At 54.1% G+C, this 18,120-nt stretch carries 15 protein-coding genes, 1 tRNA gene and 1 CRISPR repeat array; all 16 genes read right to left on the bottom strand.

Annotated features, from left to right (window positions below; translation table 11 throughout):
* Window position 1 precedes the first annotated feature (1 nt).
* Window positions 2-565: direct repeats of the CRISPR family, unit length 36 nt; unit sequence GTGGTCTACCTCATTGATCCGTCAGACATCCGAAAC.
* A gap of 27 nt (window positions 566-592) precedes the next feature.
* Window positions 593-1,252 (bottom strand): type II-A CRISPR-associated protein Csn2, encoded by a 660-nt coding sequence (gene csn2, locus ALMA_RS02085; RefSeq protein ID WP_244568830.1) that lies wholly within the window; start codon window positions 1,250-1,252, stop codon window positions 593-595.
* Between the two features lie 14 nt (window positions 1,253-1,266).
* Window positions 1,267-1,572 (bottom strand): CRISPR-associated endonuclease Cas2, encoded by a 306-nt coding sequence (gene cas2 / locus ALMA_RS02080; protein ID WP_086114761.1) that lies wholly within the window; start codon window positions 1,570-1,572, stop codon window positions 1,267-1,269.
* An 11-nt stretch (window positions 1,573-1,583) separates the two neighbouring features.
* On the bottom strand, window positions 1,584-2,453 hold the full coding sequence (cas1, locus tag ALMA_RS02075; RefSeq protein ID WP_094726160.1) for a type II CRISPR-associated endonuclease Cas1: 870 nt from the start codon (window positions 2,451-2,453) through the stop codon (window positions 1,584-1,586).
* A 204-nt stretch (window positions 2,454-2,657) separates the two neighbouring features.
* A complete protein-coding gene (cas9, locus tag ALMA_RS02070; RefSeq protein ID WP_094726159.1) occupies window positions 2,658-6,857 on the bottom strand; it encodes a type II CRISPR RNA-guided endonuclease Cas9 in 4,200 nt (1,399 codons plus the stop codon).
* Window positions 6,858-7,044: 187 nt separating this feature from the next.
* Window positions 7,045-8,571 carry an IMP dehydrogenase gene (gene guaB / locus ALMA_RS02065; protein ID WP_086106960.1) on the bottom strand — a complete coding sequence of 509 codons (1,527 nt, stop codon included), beginning with the start codon at window positions 8,569-8,571 and terminating at the stop codon, window positions 7,045-7,047.
* A gap of 87 nt (window positions 8,572-8,658) precedes the next feature.
* The gene (locus ALMA_RS02060; RefSeq protein WP_094726158.1) at window positions 8,659-9,072 is read right to left on the bottom strand and encodes a hypothetical protein; all 414 of its coding nucleotides are present in this window, start codon (window positions 9,070-9,072) and stop codon (window positions 8,659-8,661) included.
* A complete protein-coding gene (locus ALMA_RS02055) occupies window positions 9,069-10,196 on the bottom strand; it encodes an MraY family glycosyltransferase (protein ID WP_094726157.1) in 1,128 nt (375 codons plus the stop codon). Before ALMA_RS02055 ends, ALMA_RS02060 begins: the two co-directional genes overlap by 4 nt.
* Before the next feature lie 144 nt (window positions 10,197-10,340).
* Window positions 10,341-11,009: an L-threonylcarbamoyladenylate synthase gene (locus tag ALMA_RS02050; protein ID WP_244568819.1), complete on the bottom strand. Its 669-nt coding sequence runs from the start codon at window positions 11,007-11,009 to the stop codon at window positions 10,341-10,343.
* Between the two features lie 25 nt (window positions 11,010-11,034).
* Window positions 11,035-11,835, bottom strand: coding sequence for a hypothetical protein (locus ALMA_RS02045; RefSeq protein ID WP_148140233.1), 801 nt, complete (start codon window positions 11,833-11,835; stop codon window positions 11,035-11,037).
* A gap of 54 nt (window positions 11,836-11,889) precedes the next feature.
* A complete protein-coding gene (locus ALMA_RS02040; RefSeq protein ID WP_094726155.1) occupies window positions 11,890-12,141 on the bottom strand; it encodes a hypothetical protein in 252 nt (83 codons plus the stop codon).
* A gap of 97 nt (window positions 12,142-12,238) precedes the next feature.
* Entirely contained in the window at window positions 12,239-13,015 is a 777-nt protein-coding gene (locus ALMA_RS02035) for an HAD family hydrolase (protein WP_158520631.1), read from the bottom strand.
* Window positions 13,016-13,286: 271 nt separating this feature from the next.
* Window positions 13,287-14,348, bottom strand: a complete 1,062-nt coding sequence (gene prmC, locus ALMA_RS02030; RefSeq protein WP_094726191.1) for a peptide chain release factor N(5)-glutamine methyltransferase — start codon at window positions 14,346-14,348, stop codon at window positions 13,287-13,289.
* 57 nt (window positions 14,349-14,405) lie between these two features.
* Window positions 14,406-15,503 (bottom strand): peptide chain release factor 1, encoded by a 1,098-nt coding sequence (gene prfA / locus ALMA_RS02025; protein ID WP_086106966.1) that lies wholly within the window; start codon window positions 15,501-15,503, stop codon window positions 14,406-14,408.
* Window positions 15,504-15,640: 137 nt separating this feature from the next.
* Entirely contained in the window at window positions 15,641-15,850 is a 210-nt protein-coding gene (gene rpmE, locus ALMA_RS02020) for a 50S ribosomal protein L31 (protein ID WP_086106967.1), read from the bottom strand.
* Between the two features lie 187 nt (window positions 15,851-16,037).
* A tRNA-Ile gene (locus ALMA_RS02015) sits at window positions 16,038-16,114 on the bottom strand.
* A gap of 193 nt (window positions 16,115-16,307) precedes the next feature.
* Complete coding sequence (locus ALMA_RS02010) at window positions 16,308-17,972, bottom strand: peptide ABC transporter substrate-binding protein (RefSeq protein WP_094726153.1); 1,665 nt, start codon at window positions 17,970-17,972, stop codon at window positions 16,308-16,310.
* Window positions 17,973-18,120: the final 148 nt, after the last annotated feature.

Below are 18,120 nucleotides of genomic sequence, written 5' to 3'. Positions count from 1 at the left end.
TGTGGTCTACCTCATTGATCCGTCAGACATCCGAAACACAAGTTTAGCTATTCGTGGTGGGCTGATGGTGGTCTACCTCATTGATCCGTCAGACATCCGAAACATAAAGATAGTGCGCGCTGGAAGCGTCTAAGTGGTCTACCTCATTGATCCGTCAGACATCCGAAACCGCAACCCTACAATTTTTTTACCCGAGATTGTGGTCTACCTCATTGATCCGTCAGACATCCGAAACACCGCATTAATTATGCTCTCCTCCCCCGTTGTGGTCTACCTCATTGATCCGTCAGACATCCGAAACTTTTATAATGATGAAAATCAATCACAGCAGGTGGTCTACCTCATTGATCCGTCAGACATCCGAAACTGCGGAAACCGTTCGGACGCTGACGAGACTGTGGTCTACCTCATTGATCCGTCAGACATCCGAAACCATACATGGACATCTGCTTCATCCAGTATGGTGGTCTACCTCATTGATCCGTCAGACATCCGAAACGACGTGGCAAGCAGTGTAGACACGAGAGTGGTGGTCTACCTCATTGATCCGTCAGACATCCGAAACAGATAGCCTTAACGTTTCCTGAACGATTCATGAGAATTGAACAAAGTCTTCGTCAATGTACCAGCTTCTTCCTATGCCTGATTCGCCGAATCGGAACAGATGGTCAGTCCGTTCGAGAGATAGAACCTGTAGGTTTTGCCTCTTAATGTCTTTACTAAGGTATTCTAATTGCTCCTGTGTACTATATTCAGTTATATGTACCATCACGAGCATCCGTTTTTCGTTCAGAGCTCCTGCAGTGTCTATCACTGCCTGTAGTACATCATAGAAGTTTTCTGGATTCGGCACGGCGAGTGTCGGCTTATAGATACTGAGAATCGCTTTCGGATCAAATTCCCCCGACACTGTCACTGGCAGCATCCTATCCAGCGCTATAGCGTCGAATACGGAATACCCCATTTCGAAAGCATCATGCAGTATCTTGAGCTGCTCGCTATCAAAGTTCAGCAGCATTTTTGTCAGAGCTGTCTTCATGAACCAGTCAGAAAAGCTATACTCTCCTGCCACATCCCCTATGAACAGAATCTGACCACTCACCTTCTCGCAGAGTTTTCCCTTCTCATCGAAGAGACTCCCCTTCTCCATATCCCCTTTCAGAAGTTGCGTAAGATTAAAAAGTATCTGCGCACTGTACACGCTGAGTACATTCAGCCCTTCACCCAGCTCAAAAGGTTCGAGAGGAGGCATACTCACCACGGATATCATATGACCACCGTCCCCGTATCGAGGTTTCGTATATCTCCACTCGGTTCACCGCTGAGAAACTTCATACTCGCATATTGCTTTTCTGTCACGATGAGAGACTGCACCGTCCCCACATCAGGAGAAAGGCTTCCCACCCGATTCTCTATAAACCTCGCCGACTCATGATTCGTCGCTATCCGCACATACACGGATTCCTGAATCATCAGAAAGCCTTCTTTAAGCAAGGACCTACGAAAGAGCCTGTATATCTTCCGCTCAGCATCCGTCTTCGTCGGCAGATCGAAAAATACTATCACACGCATGACTCTGTACCTCATGAGTAGAATCCCAGTGATGGCAGCGCGCAATTCTCCTCTGCAAGATAGCGCAGACAGCTCTGTACGAAGCATTCTATCGACCTGCTCAGTTTTCCCGGAAGTCCCGGCTCCTCCTCGAGGAGAAGATTCACAAGCTCCACTTTCGTCTTCGGATTCAGCTCCTTCACGTCCATCCCGTAAACTGCCCTATCCACGAATGGCCGGAACGGTTCCATCAGATCCGATGCGAGATTATACGGGTTTTTCTCGCTCTCATGATGCACGCCTATTTCAGTGAGGTATCCGAGAGCACTGATGTGCCGGCACGTTTCCGAGAGCAGAACTGCATACCCATAGTTCAGCATAGCGTTTATCGGATGGGAGCTGTCCGACCGCGTAAATTCATACGTGAAGATGCGCGGAAAATACATGTGTGCGGCCACAGCTTCCTTATTTTTCGGATCTCCTTCCTGTACTTCTTCCGCGAGCGCGTACACGCTTCCCCAGTCCGCGCATTCGATGTCTTTAAGGAGTATCGCCTGATGCGCTATCTTTTCCTGGACTATCGTCCGCCAGAGAGTATCACGCTTGCTTTTCTGCCAATTCATCTGTGTGCGGATATTCACCACACGATTACCATGCACTGCATACGGTACCGTCTCTCCTACTGGTATACCCCGGGCGTCGCAGAACACTATCTTTATTTTCTTTTCCATGCATTCAGCCACAGCATATGTGGTTATGGCTGCACGCGTCGTATCGATGATAACGTTTCCTATGTCAGATAACGGTATCTGGTAGGAATCATCATCCGTCAGAATGACCAAATGATTCATCTTCGTCGATATCTTTGAGTGCTTACTCACAAAGACATTTCGCCACGACATTGTGTACTTCCCTTCGCATAGTTGTGTTATACTAGTCGTAGGATTGTTTGGTCGCAGTCCTAAAGGTCTAAATCATTGATCCGTTAGACATACATCGAAATAAAGCAAGACCTCGGTCGAGCTTCCTCGGACTTTAAGTCCAGCCTTAAGGCTTTTACACTAATCCCTCTCCTCAGAGGGATTAGTGTATCTACCATCTATTTTCTACTTCACTCCTGCCCTTCTCTTCAGCTCAGCCACGGACATACGAGTCTCGAAAAGACCCGTAGGAGACTGGAAGATGAATTCATCTATATCCTGCAACTCACCTGTCATCTGTTTACGCCCCCACATTCCAGATAGACCGATATTCTTCAAATCGGCACGTCCCGCTCCAGCATGCGTGCCTGTCAGGAATCCCTTCAGAGCCTTCTGCTTCTCAGTGAATTCGAGATCCATGAAGAGTTCCAGCGGATTTGCGCCCTTCTTTCCCTGTACAGAATACAGTGGGAAGTATGCATCTATGATCTGTAGAAGCATCTCAAATGCAGAACGGACTTCAGCATCTACGTCCACTTCATCTTCATGAAGTTTCTGTATCCGTACAGCACATGCGTCCTCGCTCGATGCCTTCACGATAGTATCGATCACGGCATACACGTTCTGCGGAAGCCATAGTTGTATAGCATTATTTAGTTCTCCTGCTGACGGTATAGTTACCAACGAAGCAGAATATTTGAGTAGCTGTCCCGGCATAATCTCGTCGAGCAGTACCGTAGCTCCCTTCACCCCATGCGCATCAAGTATCTGAGGAAGAGCTTCTTGACCACTCAGCCGTAAAGCAGACTGTTCTGCTTCTGTAATGGAAACGAGGCGAGCTTTACCCTTCACATACACAAGCATCATAGAAGACGTCGATGGACTACCGAATCCGCCATACAGCTCTGTAGCCATGCGCTTTTTATCGAAAGCTATGGTCTTTGCTGTGGTCTTCTCACGCCCGTATCGAGACTCATTATAGAGTGCGTGAGTCTTCACGTCTCCTACTCTCTTCGTCACGAGCATCTTCTTATATGCCATGACGTGACGAAGGTAGTCAGCATCAGACTCGTCCCACACTATTTCGCCCGTGCGAGGATTCACACGGTTATCCTCATTTACAGAGCGCATGGATCCTACCACGAAGCCGAAGGCACGAACATAGCGCATGCCCTTTTCTTCCGCTTCGGTCCGCTTCTGAGAGATGTAGTCATTCAGATAGACATTATAGGAATGTCCTACACCGTCAGAGACCGATCCTTTCTCCATGAACTGTCTGTTCACCATGAATTGACCAGCAGAAGCGATGCATAACGCATCCTGTGCATGATGATAGTCGTTTATCTCGCGGCTCTTCTGCGCATATCCGAGGTAGCTGCGCATGTCGTGCGTAATCTCGGAATTCAGCGTATACACCTCAACGTCCTGCTCGTAGTACGCACGCAGAACGGTAGACACGTTCGCCATAATCTGGCGCGTATCCACGAGCGAGCGGTTCACGAAACGGTCCTTTTCCATCTGCGAGTAGTCATCCGTACGCGTCAGAGCACGGAACTTCTTGTCGCTGATGAACTTGTGGTCATGGAGGAATGCCCAGTGATGGTACATGGTCTGAACGAGCTCCGTCGTGTACAGAGTCGAGTCAGACTTACGGGCATTCGCCGTACGCTTGACGAGCACGCGATTATCCAGCGAATCATCCTTCGTCAGAGCCTGAGGAACGATGTGGTCGACGTCATAGTCCTGAAGCCTATCGATTTCTATCTCCTCGCCTGTATACATATCTTTTCCGAGCTGAATATAGTACAGATAGAGCTTATCGTTCTGGACAGAGTCTTTCGTCTCCTTCATCAGGCGTTTCGCGATTTCATCAAACTCCTTCTTCAGAGAACTGCTCTTAAAGAGCTCGTCGAGATGATTCTTTCGTGACGATGTACGACCGGTGGCCTGTACTTCATCTGCCATCTCGAGGAAGATACGCTGTGGAGGATTCCCCACTGCACACGTGATATCATCGATTACTCGGATAGCTTGGTAGACACCGCGCTTCACCTTCGGGGATACCGCAAGGTCGCCTATAAGCTCCCCCAGCCGCTCTTCAGGATCAGAGCTGAGGTTCAAGCCCTTATTCTGCTCATCTATCCATTCCTGAGCACCAGTTTCTGGCTTACGGATAATCTCCATGAGATTAACCGACTCAGCACGCATCACATCCATAATGGTATGTTCTGCAGCCATAATCTCACCGAGCGAGAAGAGCTGCCTACGTACAAAAGACGTACCCAGAAGCTTCTTCGACAGGCGCCCCCATCCGGTGTAGTGCTTCTGACTCAGCTTATCTATCTGCTCATCTGTCAGGGAGTCAAGGAGGGAGAGCTGATGCTTCAGCGGACCACGGTCCTCGAAGACTGTCTGAAGTTCCACTATCTGCTCGAGAAGGTCACGGTTCATCGGGTCATCGACGAAAGCGCGACCAAGCACAGAACTGAGGTCGTGATACGTGCTCAGAGAGCTGACGAACTTCTTCTCATCTGCAAGCCCGAAGAGATGCACATCTTCCATACCATGCTTCATGAGACACTGCTCTGCTGCTTTCTTCGTGACACTCTTCTTCGTCTTAAAGAGCTCATTCAGCAGAATCTGCTTCTCCTCATAACGCAGACGCTCGCGCTTCTTATCCTCATAATGATTCGCCACGCGAGCAGACATACGCACATTATTCAGCTCACTGAGCACCATGTACTCTTCATACAGGAGCGAATGCTGTGGAAGAGTCGACTCACCAAAGAGGAAAGTATCCGAGCCAGTCAGACGCGTAATGAACTTCCGCCCCGAGGCATCTTTATCCACTATCTCGTTAAAGTTCCATGGAGTGATAGCTTCTCGACGCCCCTCTTTCCGAACCATCCAGTGATTCTCAGCATTATCTCCATTCGCCTGCATATCCTCTGGAGACACGAGCGGACCGACATAATACGGTACACGGAACTTCAGCAGACCTTCTATCTTATTCAGCTGCTGTCCTTCTACTTCATAAGTATCCAGCAGGAACGGATAATACTGTCCCTGGTTCTGCAGAATCTTATGGAGTTCCTGGAGATGAACCTGATACGGCACGACGCCATTATCACTCGTGCGCTGCTTCGGGAAGAGACGGTCTTCTTCGAGAGCATTCTCGAAGTCCTTCCTCTGAGCATCTTCAGGAACGGCAGCAAGCAACGTAGCGAACTCTTTCTTCGCTGCCTTGCGGGTCTCCTCGCTCGAACTGAGAAGCCCCTCATACATCCGCGAGAATGCTTTCTTCTCTACATTCCGCTGAGCAGCGAGCGCGGTAAAGTACGCGAGATTCTGCTTATGCGCCTCATACGAGGATATCTGCGCATCGGAGAATGTGGTGTAGGAGCCGAGAATACGCTTCAAAACGAGCTTCGAGTAGAATTCATACAGTTTCGTGACGAGCTCGGTCTGCTCATCCGACAGCACTCCGAGGCCAAAAATGTTCTGGACGTCATCATCATACGTAGCACTCGTAAAATTCAGCTTCTTCAGCTCTTTCGCTATCTCCTTATCCACATCCGTGAGGTTAAAAATCTGCACGAGGTCTACGGCATTCCCCACGATGGCTTTAAAGACTGCCTTCAGAATCTTCGTAATGAGCTTCGAATCTCCCTCAAGAATATCCACAGCATCTGCAGCAGCTTCTGCTCGCCCAGTACGATTCATACGGGAATTATTCAAAATATCCGAGTATACAGTGCCAGTACGCGCGGAGACACACTCGGATTCTTCTTCCGCACGAAGAGCATCGCTAAGGATCTGATTCAGTAGCTCCATGAACTCTGCATCATCGAAGACATCATCCGTGTTCAGGTCTCCTTCCGTAAGGAAGTTACCCCTGTACTTAAGGATATGATGAACAGCGAGATACACCTCGCGGATGTCATGCTTCGATGTGTCCTCCATCAGAGCCTTACGCAGGTGATAGATGGTAGGATACTTCGCATAAAATTCTTTATCTGCAGCCTGCGAGTCGAAAAGTACGCCAGCATACCAGTTTTCATGATTCTGCTGATCCTTCTTATGCACCCACGAGTACTTTCTGCGCACCAGGAAGTTCGAATCCACACTGCTCAAAGCATCCATAAACAGACCATCCAGCATACGCAGACGCCAGCGTCTGCGAGACAGACGACGACGCATAGTGCGGCGCATTCGCCTATCTTCCGCAGTATTCGCAGGATTAAAAAGTCTCGCTCCGATGAGCTCTTTACCCTTCGCCCGAATAAGCCGATATGACTCATTTAGAGCACACCATCCTACAGAACCGTTACCGAGGTCGAGCCCTACTGCGTAATTCACAAGATTATCGCCTTCTAACGCGAGCATATCCACTCCTTTTACGTACTTCTCTGTACTTTTCCATTATACGCCGCTCGCCGTATAGCCGAGGCCTCTGAGACACGCCATCCCGTCACTCGTCCCCGTGCGCACACTACACAAAAGGCCACGCTCCCCCGCTCGTACTCGAGCAGAAAAGCGCGGCCTTCGCCTCACCTCGTCCGTAGAACTCTACCTACTCATGAAATCCAGAGTAGTTCGGAGCTTCCTTCGTCATGACGATGTCATGAGGATGAGACTCACGCAGAGCAGCATCCGTGATGCGGATGAACTTGCCCTTTTCCTGCAGCTCTGGGATGGTGCGTGCACCCGTGTAGAACATGGACTGGTGGAGTCCTCCGACCAGTTCATAGAGCACGTAGTTCAGTGGACCGCGGTATGGCACTTCGCCTTCTACGCCTTCTGGTACCACCTTATCGTTACTCGTCACGTCTGCCTGGAAGTAGCGGTCCTTCGAGTAGCTCTTCTTACCACGTGGAGCCATGGCGCCCATAGATCCCATGCCACGGTAGACCTTATACTGCTTACCGTGCAGGAGTACCTTTTCGCCAGGTGCTTCTTCGGTTCCTGCGAGCAGGCCGCCGAGCATGACGGTGGATGCACCAGCAACGAGAGCCTTCGCGATGTCACCAGAGTAGTGGATACCACCGTCTGCCACCACTGGAATGCCCGCTTCGCGAGCTGCCAGAGATGCTTCGTACACTGCGGTCAGCTGTGGTACGCCCACACCTGCCACCACGCGTGTGGTGCAGATGGAGCCTGGGCCCACGCCCACCTTCACAGCGTCCACGCCAGCGTCGATTAGCGCCTGCGCACCCTCACGCGTCGCGATGTTACCGCCGATGATGTCTATGTTCTTAAAAGCAGGATCTGCCTTCAGGCGCTTAATCATATCCAGCATGAGCTTCGCGTGGCCGTGAGCGGTGTCCACCACGAGCACATCCACGCCTGCTTCTGCCAGCGCGGTGCAGCGCTGCCATGCATCTCCGAAGAAGCCCACAGCTGCTGCTACGCGCAGACGGCCCTGGTCGTCCTTCGTGGCGTTCGGATACTGCTCAGTCTTCACGAAGTCTTTTACCGTGATGAGGCCGGTGAGGTGACCGGACTCGTCCACGAGTGGAAGCTTCTCCACCTTATACTTCGCCAGGAGCTTATGCGCATCATCCTTCGATATGTTAGAAGGACCTGTGATCAGCCCTTCGCTGGTCATCACGTCCTTCACTCGCAGGGTATCAAACTCAGCAGGATCTACGAAACGCATGTCACGGTTCGTCACGATGCCGAGCAGACGGTCATCATGGTCCACCACTGGCAGACCGGAGACACGATACTGGCCACACAGGCGGTCGAGGTCGGTAAGCGTCGCTTCTGGATTCACCGTCACAGGATCAGAGATCATGCCAGACTCGGAGCGCTTTACAGTGTCCACCTGCTTCGCCTGATCCTCGATGCTGAGGTTACGATGGATAACGCCTATTCCGCCATTCCGAGCCATAGCTATGGCCATCTCGGATTCGGTCACGGTATCCATGGCGGCGGAAAGAACTGGAGACTTCATGGTGATGTTCTTCGTCAGATGGGTCGTGGTGTCCACCTCAGAAGGAATCACATCAGTCTCATTCGGAAGAAGCAATACGTCGTCATATGCGAGACCAAGCTTCTCAAATGGATTAGGAAGTGGTTTATATGTTTCTTGAGCCATAGCACTACTCTATGCGCCCGCTTAGACTTTCACCCCGTTTCGCGTCGCGCTGAGACGAGCGCTGAGACGGGTGTGCAGACACTCCCCCTACAGTATCCTCGCAAAGGCACTAATAATCCCGTTTTTCACCGTGGCCACGAGTGTCGTAAAGACGAGAACGAAGCAGAAGACGGTGAGATGATACGGGGCGAAGCGCAGGTACAGGCCACCGAGCACTACGACCACGAGAAGCTTCGCACCCCACAGCTGCATCATCAGGACGAGGTACTGCTGAGCGCGCACGCGGAAGTGGTCGAGCAGGGCCATAATGGCAGAATTGACCTCAGAAAAAAGAACGGCGAGCAGCCAGCCAGCACCAGCAGAAGACAGCCCGAGCCAGCCGGCCATGCTCCAGCCAGACCAGGCAGAAGCGCCGAGCACCACGAGATGGACCAAAGCCGTCACCCACCATGCACGCGTGAACGCGCGGCCTATCGTATATCCGGCAGATTCAGCCATCATGCAGCCTCCTCCTCCTGCGCACGCTGAGCGCGGATCTCAGCAAAGCGAGTGCGGTAGTACGGGAAAAGCGTCACTACGGTCAGCACAGCAGCCGCGCACACAAAGAACGCGAAAACGTACCGCATCCTAAAGAACAGCAGCAGTACAGAGGAGAAGGATATCAGTGCCGCCCAGCTCCAGAGTATCCCCACAGCCCAGCGCACGGAATGGCCTATACGCAGCATGCGATGATGCAGATGCATACGGTCCGGATGCATAGGCGACAGACCTTTACTCACGCGGCGCGTAATGGCCAGAACCATGTCCAGGACAGGCAGGAACAGCACGAGGATAGGCAGAAGAATAGGGATAAAGACAGGCAGGTATACGTTCACATGATGCGCGTTCGGGTCGAGCCGGCCAGTCATGACTATGGACGCACACGTAACCATAAAACCCAGCAGCATGGAGCCAGAATCCCCCATAAAAATGCTCGCCGGATGCCAGTTATGCAGGAGGAAGCCCACGCACACGCCCACTATAACCACGTCGATGATGAGCGCCACAGACGCGAAGTTCGCCGTAGAGCGCGCGAGCATATACGAATAAATAGCGAAAGCGATGCCTCCTATGGCTACGATGCCCGAGGCCAGGCCGTCCAGGCCGTCCACGAAGTTCACCGCATTAATGGACGCGACGAGCAGGAATGCCGAAATGGCTATGGACCAGCTCGTGGATACAGAATACAGGTTCCCGAGTGGCAGCGAGACGATGCGCACTCCTCCCCAGGAGACGAGCAAGGATATGAGAAGCTGTCCGGACATCTTCAGCATCCAGTCGAGGTCCCAGAGGTCATCAGCCACACCCACGAGGCTGATGAGGATGGCCCCCACGAGCACTGCCCACAGCTGGTGGGACTCTTCGAAAAGGTTCTCTACCCATGGCGTTCTGCTGGCTATGAGGAAGGCCACAGCCACGCCGCTAAGCATGGCGAGTCCTCCTATGCGAGGCGTGGGCACGGTGTGCACGTCGCGCGCGCGAACCTCGCCCACTGCGCCTATACGGAAGGCGAGCTGACGGATGACGGGCGTCATAAACCACGTGACTGCCCCGGCCAGAGCTGCGATGAAGAGGTAGATTCTCATAGTGCTTCTATGCTAGCACGCGTACTCTAGTAGACGCGTTCTAGCAGGCTCGCTCTAGCACGCGCGCTCTAGCAGGCGGCCTCGTTCCGCTTAAGCAGACGTACTCTATGCCAGTACTCTGCGCCAGTACTCTATGCCAGTACTCTACGCCAGAGCAGCGCGTATCTTCGCAGATGGCACGACGCCTTCGCGCAGGAATATAGGCTGCTGAGAGTCCTCATCCCACGCCACCACTGTGCTGGCCACAGGTCCGGGAGTCGGCCCGCCGTCGAGGTACAGAGCGACCGTATCTCCCAGCTGAGCGTACGCATCCTGCGCGTTCGCAGCAGCTTCCTGCCCGCTCAGGTTCGCGCTGGATGCAGCGAGTGGCCCGAGAGCGCTCAGGATTCTCAGGCTCACCTCGTTATCCGGTAGACGGACGGCTTGCGTGAGGCTCCCGTCCGCTTCCGTGCGTACCGTGGCGAGGCGCTCTGTCTGCTGCTCCTGCTGGTCCTGCTGGTCATTCACGCGCGCTATGACGCTCACAGCTCCCGGCATGAACGCCTTTTCTACTGGCACGAGAGCATCCGGCACGCGCACGCCGAATTTTTCTGTGTCTTCCATGCTCGCGGCGAGAATCTGCACCGTTTTTTCATGCGGACGGTGCTTCACCTGGAATATTTTTTCCACGGCCTGCTCTTTCGCTGGGTCTGCGACGACGCCGTACACCGTGTCCGTAGGGATGACGACGACCTCGCCCGCGCGGATGAGCTCTTCAGCTATCCGCAGCGTTTCGTCTGTGACAGGCTGGATTCCATACTTTTTTTCTGTCAATTCTTCCTTCTTTTTCACTATCGCACTACGCGAACCGCGGTATAACCCACGTATAGACGGCCATACGGATAAGAATCCCCACGACGAGCAGAAGTGGGTACGCCCACCACAGGAACCACTGGCTCGTGCGTGTAGCGCGCATTTTCGTATGGCTTTTCATATGACTTTTCGTATGACCGACGAGCCACGTTCCTATCAGCGGAGTTCCTCCTGCACCGAACGACGCGAGAACGAATGCCGCCTGACGGCCGAGTGCGAACTTTTTCCAGCGCATAGTATAGTCCACAGGCCAGAGGAGAAGAAGAAGCGTAAGAAGAGTAACCGATACAGCCACGCGGAATGCCACTGCCCAGACGAGAGCTGTGAGCACTACTGCGAGACGCGTGGCACGCTTCGCGTTCGGCCCATATGCTTCCACAGCATCCCAGACGAGAAGCGTCACGAGAGCTATGACCACCGCCCAGAGAGGATTCTGCGAGCGCGCGTCCCACCACTGTCCTGAACGAATATAATCATAGGGAGCTTCGCAGGCGAGCGCGAGCAGCGTGAGGACGCCTATATACTGGCCAGTGAGCAGAGATGGAGAACGTCCTCCTTGAGCTGATACCTGGCGAATTCTCCAGACGCGTGCACTGACGAACCACGCGAGGATGGGTGTCCCTGCCCATGATGCTATCTCTAGTCCCCACGCCGATGCCACGAGCACATTCGTCGTGCTCGTTACCACTGCATCCGCATCGGGCATAAGTGCCGCACCTACCATGGACAGCACTGCACACAGAAGCACGGTCAGTGCGAGTGTCCTGCGCGATATCATTCTCTTCATGAGGCTAGTGTAGCCCGGGAAAGGGAGAATTGACCTCACGAAAAGACAAAAAACTTATCTTTTCAGCTCGGAATGCAGCCACGTGGAGCAGCCTATCGCGTCTAAGCAGATAATCCACATCCACGTGGTCCACGAAACGAGCGTCTCACCGAAGCGTCCTCCATGGATAAGATACGCATAGAAAATAAAGAGACCGATGGCCTCAAACGCCGCTAAACCTAAGCATTCCAGCACTACACGTGGAGTCAGCGGATGATACTTCTCGTACACAGCCTGCCGTATCTGTGCGAGCTTCGAGCGGACCATGATGCCCCCTCCTTAGAGAAACCGTCTGCGTAGTATGGTGTGCGCAGGAAACTCCCCTGCACACACCATACTAGCATGTCTACAGTCTCGTCGTCAGTCACTCCTCGCGCGGAACGATGCGCGCATCCGTGCCATCTCCCACCATCATCACGTCCTCGTCACACAGCCAGGACAGGACCGCGTCATAATCCGGCCCATCCACACTCAGCACAGCAGCAGGATGAGTCTCAGGATCTCCCGGCACGGACAGCGGCGTGTGCAGATAGATGGCATCCAGACCGGCTTTCGTAGCCCCCAAGATGTCACAGCCTATCTCATTTCCGAGGTACACCACGTGCGAGCGTTCCGTGCGGCAGCCTTCGAGCGCAGCGTCGAAGAAGCGCTTATCTGGCTTCTTGATGCCGTAATCTGAGGACAGGAAGATGCGGTCGAAAAGACCCGTCAGTCTGTGCTCGTAGAGGTCTGGACGCGTGTAGGATGCCTGCGCGTTCGAGACGAGGACAGGACGAATGCCTTTGCGTCTGAGCACGATGAGAAATTCTCGCGCCTTAGGATACGGCTCGAGCAGAATAGTGCTGATCTGGTGGAAGTAGGTGGACGTCTCATACGCCGTCGTCTCATCTACGAGCGCACGACCGCGCCCGTAAAGCCTGCTCCACACGGGCACGAAGTCTACCTCGACGAACGGCCCGCGAGCTTCCTCGCCAGCTTTCTGCGCCTGCGCCATCAGTTCTTTATACTGCTCGAAGAGCTCATGCCCATCCGGGAAGCGTGCGCCGCGCTCGTTCATGTAGCGGCACATCTCTTCCCAGACGACGGGGCTCTCCTCGTCTGTACGGATGTCGAATATCGTTCCGTATAAGTCACAGAACATTTCTGTGTATAATCTCGTTACCGGTATCATAACCCTCATCGCCTTCGATGTTTTGTGTTTTTTCGTAAAGCGTCTCTTAGCTTTATTATAGCGCATTTTACGGGGGCTAGACATAGATGTCGTAACAATTTTCGTGTATAATCTACCGATCACGCTGGTATCTGGCACGTGGAACGCTTTCGCGGAATGTGCGAGTGCGTACACGGGCTCCGTGTGCAAAGCCGCGCGCGACACGCCGTGCAGCGACACGCGGATGTGAGGGTGGGCGTGTCTAAGAGCTCTTCACCGCATACAGATACCGGTCTTTCCCCGCGAAGTCCTTCTTCGTCTGTACCTGCTCGAAGCCGCACTCCCCTGCCACCGCACGCGTGGCCTCCCCCTGCTGCCAGTCGTGCTCCATGAGGAGCAAGCCACCGGTCCTCAGGAGCATAGATGCTCTGTGGATGATGGCTGCAGGGATTTTCATCCCATCCTCGCTCGCACCATAGAGTGCGAGAGCTGGATCATACTCACGTGCTTCTATCTGTTCCGGGATGTCTTTCTGCGGAATATAGGGAGGGTTACTCAGGAGGATATCCACTGTACCGTCAAACGTCTTCAGAGTATCCGGGCTCGTGGCATCTGCTCGGATGACTTCGTAATACATGGCCATATCCGGATGCGCACCACGCACGAGATCCGCATTCTTCTGTGTATACGCATAGGCGGTCTCGGATAGCTCCACAGCCCAGACTTCTGAGCCTGGAATCTCCGTAGCGGCAGCGAGTCCGAGAGCGCCTGAGCCCGCACACAGGTCCACGATGCGCAGTGGCCGTGCCTTTTCGGCGCCTTCGGCGCCTTCGACACCCTCATCGCACTCGTCGCCCTCATCCTCCTGCGCACGGCGAGCGCGCACATATTTCGCATACTCCAGAGCCTCATCCACGAGTAGTTCCGTCTCAGGGCGAGGGACGAACACCCCCGGCCCCACTTTCAGGTCGAGGTAGCGGAAAGGTGCATGTCCCACGATGTGCTGGAGAGGCTCACGGCGGGCACGCCGACCGGTCCATTCTGCAAAAAACTTTAGGGACTCGCCCATGCGTGCGGAAGTAGCAGCCTCCGTCGCCCTCGCGCCTACACCCGCGCCCACAGCCCAGCCCAGCTCCTCCACACGCTTATCCATGAGCACAGCCGCCTGCACATCCGACGACGTAAGACCGAACGCCTCCGCGAAAAGCACACGTGCCTCATGCGCAGCCACTGCCTGCGCATCTGCATCCGAGCCAGCCACAGATCCCACTCCAGCCTCATACAGCGCGTGTGCGCACTGCTGAAGAACAGTGCGCACACGCATGTCAGAGTGAAAAACCAGCTCTTCTGGAGCCTCCCCTGTCACGAGAACCAAGTTTCCTTACTTCTCGCCGTTCTGGCTGGCGAGACGCTCGGCCTCATCCGCCTGAATGTCTGAGTCGATGACGGCCTGGAGGTCACCGTCGAGCACAGCATCGAGGTTATACGCCTTATAATTCGTGCGGTGGTCCACGATGCGGTTTTCTGGGAAATTATACGTACGGATGCGCTCCGAACGGTCCAGAGTACGCACCTGCGAGTGGCGCATATCCGCAGCTGCCGCCGCTTCCTCTTCGTGCTTCATAGCCAGCAGGCGCGACTTCAGTACGCGCAGTGCAGCTGCACGGTTCTGAATCTGCGACTTCTCATCCTGCATGGAGACCACGATGCCCGTAGGGATATGCGTCATGCGCACAGCTGAGTACGTGGTGTTCACGGACTGGCCGCCAGGACCGGAAGACATGAAGATGTCTATCTTCAGATCCTTCTGATCGATCTCGATCTCATCGTTATCCTCTTCCGCTTCTGGGAAGACGATAACGCCTGCAGCCGAGGTCTGGATACGGCCCTGAGACTCGGTTACTGGGATGCGCTGCACGCGGTGCACGCCGCCCTCGTACTTCAGGCTCGCCCACACGCCGTCTGCTGGAGCCACGGTACCCTTCGCGCGGAAGGCTATCTGCACGTCCTTCACGCCGCCGAGTTCAGTACCGTTCTGCGACTGAATCTCATACGACCAGCCGCGCTTTTCCGCATAACGCATGTACATGCGCAGGAGGTCGCCTGCGAAGAGTGCCGCTTCCTCGCCGCCTGCGCCGGCTTTGATCTCCATAATGGTATCCGACGCATCATCAGGGTCGCGTGGGATGAGTGCCACGCGCAGCTTTTCTTCCACGTCTGGCAGTTCTGCCTCGAGACGCTGTGCCTCTTCAGCGAAATCTGGGTCCTCGCTGGCCAGCTCCTGTGCGGCTTCGAGGTTTTCCTGAATGTCCAGATACTGCTGGTAGACGGACACTATCTGCCCGAGTTCCGCGTGACGCCGGCCGAGCTTGCGCATTTTATCTGGGTTCGATGCCACATCAGGCTGGCTCATCTGAGTTTCGATGTCGTTATATTCCTCGAGCGCGAGAGCTGCTGCTGGGAATTGGGTAGATGCCACTGGTGTGCACCTTTCTTACGTTTCGTGAGTATATATATGCGTTAGTGGGTCAATTTTCCCTCTAACAGAAAAAGCGCCAGCCGAAACGGCCTTACACTACTGCGTAAAGCCGTACCTGCCGACGCTTGATACAAGAGCTAGTTCTTCTTACCGTAGCGTGCTTCGAAGCGAGCCACACGACCACCGGTATCCAGAATCTTCTGCTTACCAGTGTAGAATGGGTGGCACTTAGCGCACACATCAGCGGTGATATGACCGCTCTTTACGGTAGAACGAGTGACGAAAGTGTTACCGCACGAGCAGACCACTTCAGTCGCTACATATTCAGGATGAATACCCTGCTTCATAATGTATCTCCTATGGATGTAAAGGAAACCGGGTCGCCTAGCCCTGTGCCACGCGTGAACCGGATATCCGAGACTATTATACGCAAAATAGCAGACGAGTGCCTGCGATGCAAGCGCGGTACTCTGGGAGCGAAATGGGAATAATATATGAAAAACGACCTAAGCCTTAGCTTAAGCCGTTTCTCCATGGTAGGACTGCAGGGACTTGAACCCTGGACCGAACGATTATGAGTCGTTTGCTCTAACCGACTGAGCTACAGTCCCATCCGTATGACTTGCACCACAGATAGAGGGATACAGCCATGTCTGTGAAGTCACGTGTTTTAGTGTAACAAACCCTCGGGAAAATATCCACACGGCTCAGGCTCTGTGTCGTGAGCTGTGTCGTGTATTTTCCCGAGGGCGTGAGGGTGTGCGCGCGTGCGGCCGAGCCGAAAGCTCGGCCTTCGCCAGTACTTTACTTGCTCTTCTCCAGCTCGTAGTACGACGGCAGACCCATGTAGTTAAACTTCACGGTCTTCATCTGCTTGGTCGCCCCTGCGGAGACGTTATCATACCAAAGTGGAATCACTGGCAGATCCTTGAGCAGAAGCTCTTCGGACTGCTGGTAGGTCTTTATCGCGTCGTTCAGCGAGGTCTGCGCAGCAGCCTTATCCATGAGCCCATCAAACTCAGCAGACTTATAGTCACCATTATTCAGACCCTTACCATCTGCAGAAGCAGAATCATACGCCTGGAAGAGGTAGCCTTCTGGATGTGGATAGTCCGACTGCAGTCCAGAGCGGAATGCCCCACCCACCTGGCGTTGGTTTACCGCAGAAGCGAAGTCCTTACTCGTAGGATACGGATTTCCAGTCGCTTCGATGCCGAGGGAGTTAGCGATAGAATTGGCCACAGCATCCACCCAAGCCTTATACGGGCCGTCCGCGTTATAGCCGATGCTGAACGTACCGCTCCATGGCGAAATGGCATCCGCCTGTGCCCAGAGCTGCTTCGCCTTCGCGGCGTCGTACTTCAGAACGTCCGAACCGCTCAAATCCTTCGAATACCCGGCGATTACCGGAGCCAGGAAGTCCGTAGCAGGAGTAGCCGCGCCGGACAGAATCTTCTGAATGACGCCGTCGCGGTCGATGGCATAAGAGATAGCCTGACGACGCAGCGCGCCCTCCTCACCCGAGAAGTGTGCGAGGTTCTGCGGAATGGTGATGGACTTAAACGCGGACGAGCTGTCCGAGAAGGCCTGAATGCTCGACTCGGTCATATACGTGCCGAGAGCAGACGTAGGAATGGTGTCCAGAACGTCGAGGTTTCCGCCCTGCAGGTCCGAGTATGCGGTGTCGAGCGAATCGTAGACCACGAAGTCTATGCCAGCGTTCTTCGGAGCGCGCACGCCCGAATACTGCGGATTCTTCTTCAGCTTGATGTCCTTACCGATGTTCCACGCGTCGAGCACGTACGGGCCGTTCGAGACGGTAGGATTCTTTCCGAAACCGTGGATATCCTTATATGCCACGGATGGGATAGGCAGGAACGCCACGTCGCCCACCTTATACGAGAAGGAGGAATCTGGCGCGTTCAGCGTCACTTCGAGCGTCTGGTCGTCCACCACGCGCAGGCCGGACAGCTGTGCGTTCGCATCCACGCCGTCCTGCTGCAGCTCGTCGTAGCCCTTAATCGTCGAGAAGATGGACGCGCCCACCTGAGCGTTCGTCGCGTTCGCCGCGTACGACCACGAGCGCGCGTAGGTCTTCGCGGTGATGGCCTCGCCGTCGGAGAACTTCAGCCCGCTCTTCAGCTTGATGGTATAGACGGACGCATCCTCGTTCGGCGTGATGGATTCGGCTTCGTCCATGACGAGCTCGCCCTTATTCGTAAAGGTGACCAGGCCGTCGAACAGCTGCGTGGCTATCTTCCAGCTCGCGGTGTCCGAGACGTTTCCCGGAAGCAGCTCGCCCGTAGGCTCCACACTGTTTACCGTGATGACGGCGTCTGGGTTCGCCTGCGCGGATGCCTCGGATGCGTTCTGCTGACTGCCAATTCCACCACATGCGGCGAGCAGCACTGCCGAAGCGCCGGCCACAGCCGCGATGGCTATTTTCTTCAGATTTTTAGAAAGATTCATAAACTCTTATTTCTTTTTCTCTCATTAATTCACAAGTACCTCTCTAGTGTATCGTGAGCACAGGGAGGAAAGCACGACTAAAACGCGGAAAATCACCCTCGGCATAATAGATAAAATTTATAGCGCGTCCCGGGAGCAGCCCCACCCC

Source organism: Alloscardovia macacae, from assembly GCF_002259705.1.
GTDB classification, from domain to species: Bacteria; Actinomycetota; Actinomycetes; order Actinomycetales; family Bifidobacteriaceae; genus Alloscardovia; species Alloscardovia macacae.
The sequence above is the reverse complement of the archived record's forward strand: the minus strand, read 5'-3'. Positions and strand labels throughout refer to the sequence as shown.

What these genes read in the sequence shown, in the direction of transcription:
- csn2 (WP_244568830.1), bottom strand. Translation starts at nt 1,252, where the DNA reads ATGCCTCCTCTCGAACCTTTTGAGCTGGGTGAAGGGCTGAATGTACTC.
- cas2 (WP_086114761.1), bottom strand. Translation starts at nt 1,572, where the DNA reads ATGCGTGTGATAGTATTTTTCGATCTGCCGACGAAGACGGATGCTGAG.
- cas1 (WP_094726160.1), bottom strand. Translation starts at nt 2,453, where the DNA reads ATGTCGTGGCGAAATGTCTTTGTGAGTAAGCACTCAAAGATATCGACG.
- cas9 (WP_094726159.1), bottom strand. Translation starts at nt 6,857, where the DNA reads ATGCTCGCGTTAGAAGGCGATAATCTTGTGAATTACGCAGTAGGGCTC.
- guaB (WP_086106960.1), bottom strand. Translation starts at nt 8,571, where the DNA reads ATGGCTCAAGAAACATATAAACCACTTCCTAATCCATTTGAGAAGCTT.
- ALMA_RS02060 (WP_094726158.1), bottom strand. Translation starts at nt 9,072, where the DNA reads ATGATGGCTGAATCTGCCGGATATACGATAGGCCGCGCGTTCACGCGT.
- ALMA_RS02055 (WP_094726157.1), bottom strand. Translation starts at nt 10,196, where the DNA reads ATGAGAATCTACCTCTTCATCGCAGCTCTGGCCGGGGCAGTCACGTGG.
- ALMA_RS02045 (WP_148140233.1), bottom strand. Translation starts at nt 11,835, where the DNA reads ATGAAGAGAATGATATCGCGCAGGACACTCGCACTGACCGTGCTTCTG.
- ALMA_RS02040 (WP_094726155.1), bottom strand. Translation starts at nt 12,141, where the DNA reads ATGGTCCGCTCGAAGCTCGCACAGATACGGCAGGCTGTGTACGAGAAG.
- ALMA_RS02035 (WP_158520631.1), bottom strand. Translation starts at nt 13,015, where the DNA reads ATGTTCTGTGACTTATACGGAACGATATTCGACATCCGTACAGACGAG.
- prmC (WP_094726191.1), bottom strand. Translation starts at nt 14,348, where the DNA reads ATGCGTGTGCGCACTGTTCTTCAGCAGTGCGCACACGCGCTGTATGAG.
- rpmE (WP_086106967.1), bottom strand. Translation starts at nt 15,850, where the DNA reads ATGAAGCAGGGTATTCATCCTGAATATGTAGCGACTGAAGTGGTCTGC.
- ALMA_RS02010 (WP_094726153.1), bottom strand. Translation starts at nt 17,972, where the DNA reads ATGAATCTTTCTAAAAATCTGAAGAAAATAGCCATCGCGGCTGTGGCC.